Source organism: Actinosynnema sp. NPDC059335 (assembly GCF_042752395.1).
Lineage (GTDB): Bacteria > Actinomycetota > Actinomycetes > Mycobacteriales > Pseudonocardiaceae > Actinosynnema.
The window spans coordinates 1-7,546 of record NZ_JBHYXZ010000042.1 but is presented as its reverse complement, the minus strand read 5'-3'; the positions used below and the strand labels follow the sequence as shown (position 1 = coordinate 7,546).

Below are 7,546 nucleotides of genomic sequence, written 5' to 3'. Positions count from 1 at the left end.
GTAAAAGCTCAGGCCCGCGACCCGCAACCCGGCGCCCCCCGCCCCCGGGGGGCCCGCCTTCGCGCGTGGGGTGACGCTAGATCACTTGAGCGAGATCTTCGCGCCGGCCGCCTCGAGCTTCTCCTTGGCGGCGTCGGCGACGTCCTTCGCCACGTTCTCCAGCAGCGGCTTCGGAGCGGACTCGACCAGCTCCTTGGCCTCCTTCAGGCCCAGGCCCGAGACGACCTCGCGGACGACCTTGATGACCTGGATCTTCTTGTCGCCGGCGCCCTCGAGGACGACGGTGAACTCGTCCTTCTCGTCCTCGACGGGGGCAGCGGCGCCGGCCGGGCCGGCAGCGGCGGCCACGGCGACCGGAGCGGCGGCGGTGACCTCGAAGGTCTCCTCGAAGTCCTTCACGAACTTCGACAGCTCCAGGAGGGTCATCTCCTTGAACGCGTCGAGCAGCTCTTCGGTGCTGAGCTTCGCCATGATGGCGGTCCTTTCTCTTTCAACGCCCGAACTGCGGCCGGGACGCGGAGTTTCTGGGTGTGATCAGCTTTCGGCGGGAGCGTCGGCCTCGGCGGCGGCGGGCGCCTCCGCGGCCTTCTTCTCCTGCAGGGCAGCGGCCAGGCGGGCGACCTGGGAAGCCGGGGCGTTGAACAGACCCGCGGCCTTGGCCAGGTTGCCCTTCATCGCGCCCGCCAGCTTGGCGAGCAGCACCTCACGGCTGTCGAGGTCCGCGATGGCGGTGACCTCGTCGACCGAGAGCGGGCGGCCTTCCATGTAGCCGCCCTTGATGACCAGGGCCTTGTTGTCCTTCGCGAAGTCACGCAGCGCCTTGGCCGCCTCGACCGGCTCGCCTTCGACGAAGGCGATGGCGGTCGGACCGACGAGCAGGGCCTCCAGGCCCTCGACGCCCGCGTCCTCGGCGGCACGCTTGACCAGCGTGTTCTTCGCGACGGTGTAGGTGGTGCCCGCGCCGAGAGCGCGACGCAGCGTGGTGAGCTGCGCCATGGAGAGGCCGCGGTACTCGGTCACGACAGCGGCCGAGCTCCCACGGAACTTGTCCGTGAGCTCGGCGACGGCCGAAACCTTGCTGGGCTTCGCCATGATCGCCTCCTCTCTGGGCTTAGGGACGCGCCGGTCGAGCCGAGAGGGTCGGGCAAAGCAAAAACGCCCCGGCGCAGCAGCACGGGGCGTGACGGGCGCGCGATCGCGCCTCGAGTCTTCCTCGTTCTCCTGCGCGGGCCGCCCGCTTCGCGGGACCTTCGTCCCCCGTCACGAGGACAGGGATGACCAGCGGTCTTTGGTGAACCGTCGTCAACGGTAGCAGGGCACTACCGCCGACCCCAAATTCGGCATGATGTGACGCGTGACCGAAGAGCCCCCCCGGCACCCGCCGCCGCCGGACATCGACCCGGAACAGCTCCGGCAGTTCCAGGAGTTCCAGCGGTTCCAGGAGTTCCAGCGCTTCCAGCGGGCCCAGGGCCTCGACCCGCAACCGGCCCTGCCCCCCGGCGGCACGCCGCCACCGGGCCTCCCGCCGTCCGCCCCACCGCCCGCGCGCCCCCCGCGCAAACCGCTGTGGCGGATCCTGCTGGGCAGCAAACTCTTCCGCCGCCTGGTCTACCTGGTGGTCGCCCTGCTCGTCGCGTCCTACTTCTACGAGCAGTACTTCGGCGGCGAGGAGCCCGGCAGCGTGGCGGTCGACAGCGGCGGCGACAAGGGCAACATCATCGCGCCGACGACGCCATATGGCCTGCAGGGCACCGTGGCGCTGTTCTACAAGCACGTCATGACGGACGACGACGGCCGCGCCTGTGTGCTGTTCTCCGAAGAGGCCGCGAAGAAGGCGTTCGCCGAGGCGTTCGGCCAGCCCGATTGCGCCTCGGCCGTCCACGCGCTCCACGCGCAGGTCACGAGGGAGGCCGACTACCGCCAGATCGGGTTCCCCTCAGACATGAGCGGCACCCCGACCACCGACCGCGTGGAGGTCAGCTCCTGTGCCCTCACCGTGAAGGGCGGACCGCGACTCGGGAAATTCGTGCTGTCGGTCCAGGTCAACAAGACCTGGGTCATCACCGGCTACGAGGCCGAGAGCTGCCCGTGACGACGCGAAGCGCCCCCCGGCGGGAGGCCGGGGGGCGCTTCGGCGGTGCTTCGGGCGAGGTCAGACCGCGGCCTCGTCGGAGAGCAGGTTCCGGGTCCGGTTCGGGTCGACCGGGATGCCGGGGCCCATCGTCGTCGAGACGGTGACCTTCTTCACGTACCGGCCCTTGGCCGCGGACGGCTTGGCCCGCAGGACCTCGTCCAGCGCGGCGGCGTAGTTCTCGACCAGCTTCTCCGGCTCGAACGAGACCTTGCCGATCACGAGGTGCAGGTTGGCCTGCTTGTCCACGCGGAAGTTGATCTTACCGCCCTTGATGTCCGAGACGGCCTTGGTGACGTCGGGCGTCACGGTGCCGGTCTTCGGGTTCGGCATCAGGCCGCGCGGGCCGAGGATGCGGGCGATGCGACCGACCTTCGCCATCTGGTCGGGCGTGGCGATCGCGGCGTCGAAGTCGAGCCAGCCACCCTGGATGCGCTCGATCAGGTCCTCCGAGCCGACCGCGTCGGCACCGGCGGCCTCGGCCTCGGCGGCCTTGTCACCGGTGGCGAAGACGATCACGCGGGCGGTCTTGCCCGTACCGTGCGGCAGGTTCACGGTGCCGCGGACCATCTGGTCGGCCTTGCGGGGGTCGACGCCGAGCCGGATGGCGACCTCGACGGTCGCGTCCAGCTTGACCTTGGAAGTCTCCTTGGCGAGCTTGGCTGCCTCCAGCGGCGAGTAGAGCCGCTCCCGGTCAACCAGCTCAGCAGCGTTCTTGTACGCCTTGCTGCGCTTCATGCTTCTGTCCTTAAGTGGATCAGTTGTGGTGCGAGCCAGCGCGTGGCTCTCCCACGACTACGAGAGAGAAAAGATCAGCCTTCGACGGTGATGCCCATGGAGCGGGCGGTGCCGGCGATGATCTTCGCCGCCTGGTCGACGTCGTTGGCGTTGAGGTCCACCATCTTGGTCTGCGCGATCTCGCGCACCTGGTCCATGGTCACCTTGGCGACCTTGGTGCGGTGCGGCTCGCCCGAGCCCTTCTCCACACCGGCGGCCTTGAGCAGCAGCTTCGCGGCCGGCGGGGTCTTGAGCTTGAAGTCGAACGAGCGGTCTTCGTACACGGAGATCTCGACCGGCACCACGGTGCCGCGCTGCGACTCGGTCGCGGCGTTGTACTGCTTGCAGAACTCCATGATGTTGACGCCGTGCTGACCCAGCGCGGGGCCGACCGGCGGCGCCGGGTTCGCGGCCCCGGCCTTGATCTGCAGCTTGATGATCGCTGCGAGCTTCTTCTTCTTGGGTGGCATGTCAGTGCTTCCTGTTATTGCGGTGTCCGCGCGCGGCCCTGCCAGCCGCGGCGTGGCTGCCGGCGCCGGTCTTCACCGAAGGGGCGCCGGAGATTGTGTGTCCCGGTCAGATCTTGGAGACCTGGCTGAACGACAGCTCGACCGGGGTCTCTCGACCGAAGATCGACACCAGGACCTTCAGCTTCTGGCCGTCCGCGTTGACCTCGCTGATCGTGGCGGGCAGCGTGGCGAACGGGCCGTCCATGACGGTGACCGACTCGCCGACCTCGAAGTCGACCTCGACGGTCGACTTCGCGGGGACCGCGGCGCTCTTCTTGCCGGCGGCGGGCTTCTGCTCGGCCTGGGGCAGCAGGAACTTCAGCACCTCGTCGATGGTCAGCGGCGACGGCTTCGACGTCGCGCCGACGAAGCCCGTGACGCCCGGCGTGTTGCGCACCGCGCTCCACGACGCGTCGTTCAGCTCCATCCGGACCAGGATGTAGCCGGGCAGCACCTTGCGCTGCACCTGCTTGCGCTGGCCGTTCTTGATCTCGGTGACTTCCTCGGTCGGCACCTCGACCTGGAAGATGTAGTCCTCCATGTCGAGGGTCTGGATGCGCGTCTCGAGGTTCGTCTTGACCTTGTTCTCGTAGCCCGCATACGAGTGCACGACGTACCAGTCGCCGGGGGCGCGGCGCAGTGCCTCGCGCATCTCCTCGGCGGGGTCCGCGGGCTCGGCGTCGATGTCGGCGAGGGCGGCGGACTCGACGTCCCCGCCGGACTCCACGTCACCACCGGACTCGACGTCGCCGCCGGACTCGTCCTCGACGGCAGCGGACCGCTCGGTGTCCTCCGTCGCCTCCGCCTGCTCGACGTCCTCGACGCCACCGTCGAAGTCCCGCTCGTCGGTCAGGTCGTTCAGCTCCTGGGCGTCAACGCCGCCGTTCTCGGAGGTCACTGTGGGTCTCGCTTCCTCTCATGCATCACATGCTCCGCCGCCACCGGGGGCGGCAGGTGGTCGGCTCAGCCGAACACCCTGAACATGCCCCAGGCGAAGGCCGAATCCAGGCCGAACACCAACGCCACCATGAAGGCCACGAAGACCAACACGACTCCGGTGTAGGTGATCATCTGCTTGCGCGTCGGCCAGATGACCTTCCGCAGCTCGCTGACCACCTCGCGGACGTACCGGACGATCCGGGCGAAGAAGCCGACCCGCTTCTCCGCGTCCGCCCGCGAGCGCGTGGGCCGACCCTTCTTGGTCTTGGTCGCCTCGGCGTCGGAGCCGGCCTCGGCCGCCTTCTTCGCCTCCGCGGCGTCCTTCCGGCCCGCCGGACGGACGGAACCACGGCGCTCGCGCCGCGCTGCGGCGGTAACCGGCCGGGACGCGCCCTCGCGCTCTTCCGGCTGGTCCTGCTCGCGGCCCTCGCTCATGCCGTCCTCCGCTCACCATCGCGCTTCGCGCTTCGACGCAGGGGCGACAGGACTTGAACCTGCAACCTGCGGTTTTGGAGACCGCTGCTCTGCCAGTTGAGCTACACCCCTTTGGGACCGGGCACCGCCGACCCCCTGGCTGGAGGCGTCCCGCACCCTCCTCACGTGGCCCGTGAGGCAGCGACTGGACGTTCCAAGACCGGAAGCATACGGCACCAGGTGCCCCTCCTTCCAACTGGCCCGGTCAGAGGGGGTGCCGGCCGCCTGCCCGGTTGTGCGATCTGCCACGATTGGCGGCATGGGCACGCCTGAGACGACCACCGGGACCAGTACCTCCGAGCACCCGCGGATCTCCCAGCGGATCGGCGGCATCGCCGAGTCCGCCACCCTCGCGGTCGACGCGAAGGCGAAGGCGCTCAAGGCGGCGGGGCGACCGGTGATCGGCTTCGGTGCGGGCGAACCCGACTTCCCGACCCCGGAAGCCATCGTAGCCGCAGCTCAGGCGGCCTGCGCGGACCCGCGCAACCACCGCTACACGCCCGCCGCCGGCCTGCCGGAGCTGCGGGAGGCCGTAGCCGCGAAGACCAAGCGCGACTCGGGCTACGAGGTCACCGCCGCGCAGGTGCTCATCACCAACGGCGGCAAGCAGGCCGTGTACCAGGCGTTCGCCACGGTCGTGGACCCGGGCGACGAGGTGCTGCTGCCCGCGCCGTACTGGACCACCTACCCCGAGGCCATCACGCTGGCGGGCGGCGTCCCGGTGCAGGTCACGGCCGACGAGTCGACCGACTACCTGGTCACGGTGGAGCAGCTGGAGGCGGCGCGCACGCCGCGGACCAAGGTGCTGCTGCTGTGCTCGCCGTCCAACCCGACCGGCTCGGTCTACTCGCGCGAGCAGATCACCGCGATCGGCGAGTGGGCGCTGGAGCACGGCCTGTGGGTCATCACGGACGAGATCTACGAGCACCTGGTGTACGACGGCGCCGAGTCGGTGTCGCTGCCGGTGGCCGTGCCCGCGATGGCGGACCGCACGATCGTGCTCAACGGCGTGGCCAAGACCTACGCGATGACCGGCTGGCGGGTCGGGTGGCTGATCGGCCCGACCGACGTGGTCAAGGCCGCCGCCAACCTCCAGTCGCACCTCACCTCGAACGTGGCGAACGTGTCGCAGCGGGCCGCGCTGGAGGCCGTGTCCGGGCCGCTGGACGCGGCGCACGAGATGCGCGAGGCGTTCGACCGACGCCGGCGGACCATCGTCGACCTGCTCTCGGCGATCCCCGGCGTGGAGTGCCCGACGCCGAAGGGCGCGTTCTACGTGTACCCGTCGGTCAAGGCGTTGATCGGCAAGCGGCTGCGCGGGGTGGAGATCACCGACACGGTGCAGCTCGCGGCGCTGATCCTGGAGCACGCCGAGGTGGCCGTGGTGCCTGGCGAGGCGTTCGGCACCCCCGGTTACCTGCGGTTGTCCTACGCGCTGGGCGACGACGACCTGAAGACCGGCGTGACCCGCATGGCCGACCTGCTGGCCGAGGTCGAGTAGCACACACTTTCGACGCTCCGTCACGAAAGGCACCCCGTTCGGGGTGCCTTTCGTCGTAGCGGGACACATCGCCCCTACCACGGGTAGCTGTGATGTGTACCACTACCAGCGGAGGAGCCATGTCCCACCCCCAGTCACCGGCGCGCAACGGCTTCGGCGTGGCCGCCTTCGCGCTCGGACTCCTCGGCCTGGTCTTCAGCGCCTTCCCGGTCGTGGGGGCGATCGCGTGGCCGCTGGTCGTCCTCGGGGTGGCGTTCGGGGTCGTGGGCCTGGTCCAGGCCCGTCGCGGGCAGGACGGCCGGGGGTGGGCCGTCGCGGGGCTCGTGCTGTCCGTCGCCGGCATCGCGGCGTGCGCGCTGTGGGCCGCGGTGTTCGACCGGGCCTCGACCGAGGTGGACGACGCCATGGAGCAGCTGGAGGCGCAGGCCGACCAGCGGTCCGCAGTGGTCTTCGAGGTCACCGGCGACGCGCCGGCGGTCACGGTGGACCACTCCGCGGTCGGCGAGGTCGAGGAGCAGGTGACCACGCTGCCGTGGCGCAAGGAGTTCACCGTCAAGGGCGTGCTGCGCGGCGGCACGCTGGGCGTCACCACCGGCCCCGACGGCGGCACCGCGACGTGCAGGGTGACGGTGGACGGGGTGGAGCGCAAGACGGCGACCGCGACCGGCCCGAACGCCCGCGCCGACTGCTCCGACTTCTGACCCGCCTGCCCGCTCCAGGTAACTCTTTTGGGGGTCTGGTGTAACCGTCGGTAGAACTACACCGATGGTCCATTCAGTCCAGTCGATCTTCACCCGAGGAGCGCAGCCCATGGCGGAGACCGCCCCACCCGAGCGCCCGGTCCGCAAGTGGCTCGTGATCGCGGCCTCGGCGGTGCTGGTGGTGGGCGCGCTCGCGCTCGTGCTGTGGACCACCGCGCCCGAACCGCCGGTCCGGGTCGTCTACCACGTCACCGGCACGGCGAAGCGGGCCACCGTCACCTACTCGACGTTCCTGGACGACGAGACGCGCCGGGAGGAGCTGACGTCGCTGCCCTGGCGGGTGGAGATCGTCACGGTGGGTGAGCCCGAGCACGGCGTGCTCACGGTCACCATCGGGCCGGACGGCGGCGCGGTGGCGTGCGAGGTGGGGGGGGGCGCGCGGCCCGGGGGGGGGGGCCCCGCCCCCCCCGCGCGCCCCCCGGCCCCGGGGGGGGGGTGTTGGGGGGCGCCGCGC

At 70.3% G+C, this 7,546-nt stretch carries 9 protein-coding genes, 1 tRNA gene and 1 pseudogene; 4 read left to right on the top strand and 7 right to left on the bottom strand.

Going from position 1 to position 7,546, the window contains the following annotated elements; all coding sequences use genetic code 11:
* Window positions 1-81: 81 nt before the first annotated feature.
* Window positions 82-471 carry a 50S ribosomal protein L7/L12 gene (gene rplL / locus ACFXGA_RS15620; protein ID WP_378088289.1) on the bottom strand — a complete coding sequence of 130 codons (390 nt, stop codon included), beginning with the start codon at window positions 469-471 and terminating at the stop codon, window positions 82-84.
* A 63-nt stretch (window positions 472-534) separates the two neighbouring features.
* Window positions 535-1,092, bottom strand: coding sequence for a 50S ribosomal protein L10 (gene rplJ, locus ACFXGA_RS15615; RefSeq protein WP_378088287.1), 558 nt, complete (start codon window positions 1,090-1,092; stop codon window positions 535-537).
* A 262-nt stretch (window positions 1,093-1,354) separates the two neighbouring features.
* On the opposite strand from rplJ, the gene ACFXGA_RS15610 reads away from it, so the two are divergent.
* Window positions 1,355-2,092 (top strand): hypothetical protein, encoded by a 738-nt coding sequence (locus tag ACFXGA_RS15610; RefSeq protein ID WP_378088285.1) that lies wholly within the window; start codon window positions 1,355-1,357, stop codon window positions 2,090-2,092.
* 60 nt (window positions 2,093-2,152) lie between these two features.
* Here ACFXGA_RS15610 and rplA read toward each other — a convergent pair whose 3' ends face one another.
* The 5 genes from rplA to ACFXGA_RS15585 form a co-directional block, all read right to left on the bottom strand.
* Window positions 2,153-2,869 carry a 50S ribosomal protein L1 gene (gene rplA / locus ACFXGA_RS15605; protein WP_378088283.1) on the bottom strand — a complete coding sequence of 239 codons (717 nt, stop codon included), beginning with the start codon at window positions 2,867-2,869 and terminating at the stop codon, window positions 2,153-2,155.
* Window positions 2,870-2,943: 74 nt separating this feature from the next.
* Entirely contained in the window at window positions 2,944-3,378 is a 435-nt protein-coding gene (gene rplK / locus ACFXGA_RS15600) for a 50S ribosomal protein L11 (protein WP_121224842.1), read from the bottom strand.
* A gap of 106 nt (window positions 3,379-3,484) precedes the next feature.
* A complete protein-coding gene (gene nusG / locus ACFXGA_RS15595) occupies window positions 3,485-4,315 on the bottom strand; it encodes a transcription termination/antitermination protein NusG (protein WP_378088281.1) in 831 nt (276 codons plus the stop codon).
* Between the two features lie 65 nt (window positions 4,316-4,380).
* The gene (gene secE / locus ACFXGA_RS15590; RefSeq protein WP_378088279.1) at window positions 4,381-4,791 is read right to left on the bottom strand and encodes a preprotein translocase subunit SecE; all 411 of its coding nucleotides are present in this window, start codon (window positions 4,789-4,791) and stop codon (window positions 4,381-4,383) included.
* Window positions 4,792-4,829: 38 nt separating this feature from the next.
* A tRNA-Trp gene (locus ACFXGA_RS15585) sits at window positions 4,830-4,902 on the bottom strand.
* Window positions 4,903-5,089: 187 nt separating this feature from the next.
* Between ACFXGA_RS15585 and ACFXGA_RS15580 the strand changes: the two genes are divergently transcribed.
* The 3 genes and pseudogenes from ACFXGA_RS15580 to ACFXGA_RS15570 all read left to right on the top strand — a co-directional run.
* Complete coding sequence (locus ACFXGA_RS15580; protein WP_378088277.1) at window positions 5,090-6,331, top strand: pyridoxal phosphate-dependent aminotransferase; 1,242 nt, start codon at window positions 5,090-5,092, stop codon at window positions 6,329-6,331.
* 119 nt (window positions 6,332-6,450) lie between these two features.
* Complete coding sequence (locus ACFXGA_RS15575) at window positions 6,451-7,032, top strand: DUF4190 domain-containing protein (RefSeq protein WP_378088275.1); 582 nt, start codon at window positions 6,451-6,453, stop codon at window positions 7,030-7,032.
* Between the two features lie 109 nt (window positions 7,033-7,141).
* Window positions 7,142-7,546, top strand: a pseudogene (locus ACFXGA_RS15570) (hypothetical protein); the annotation flags it as partial.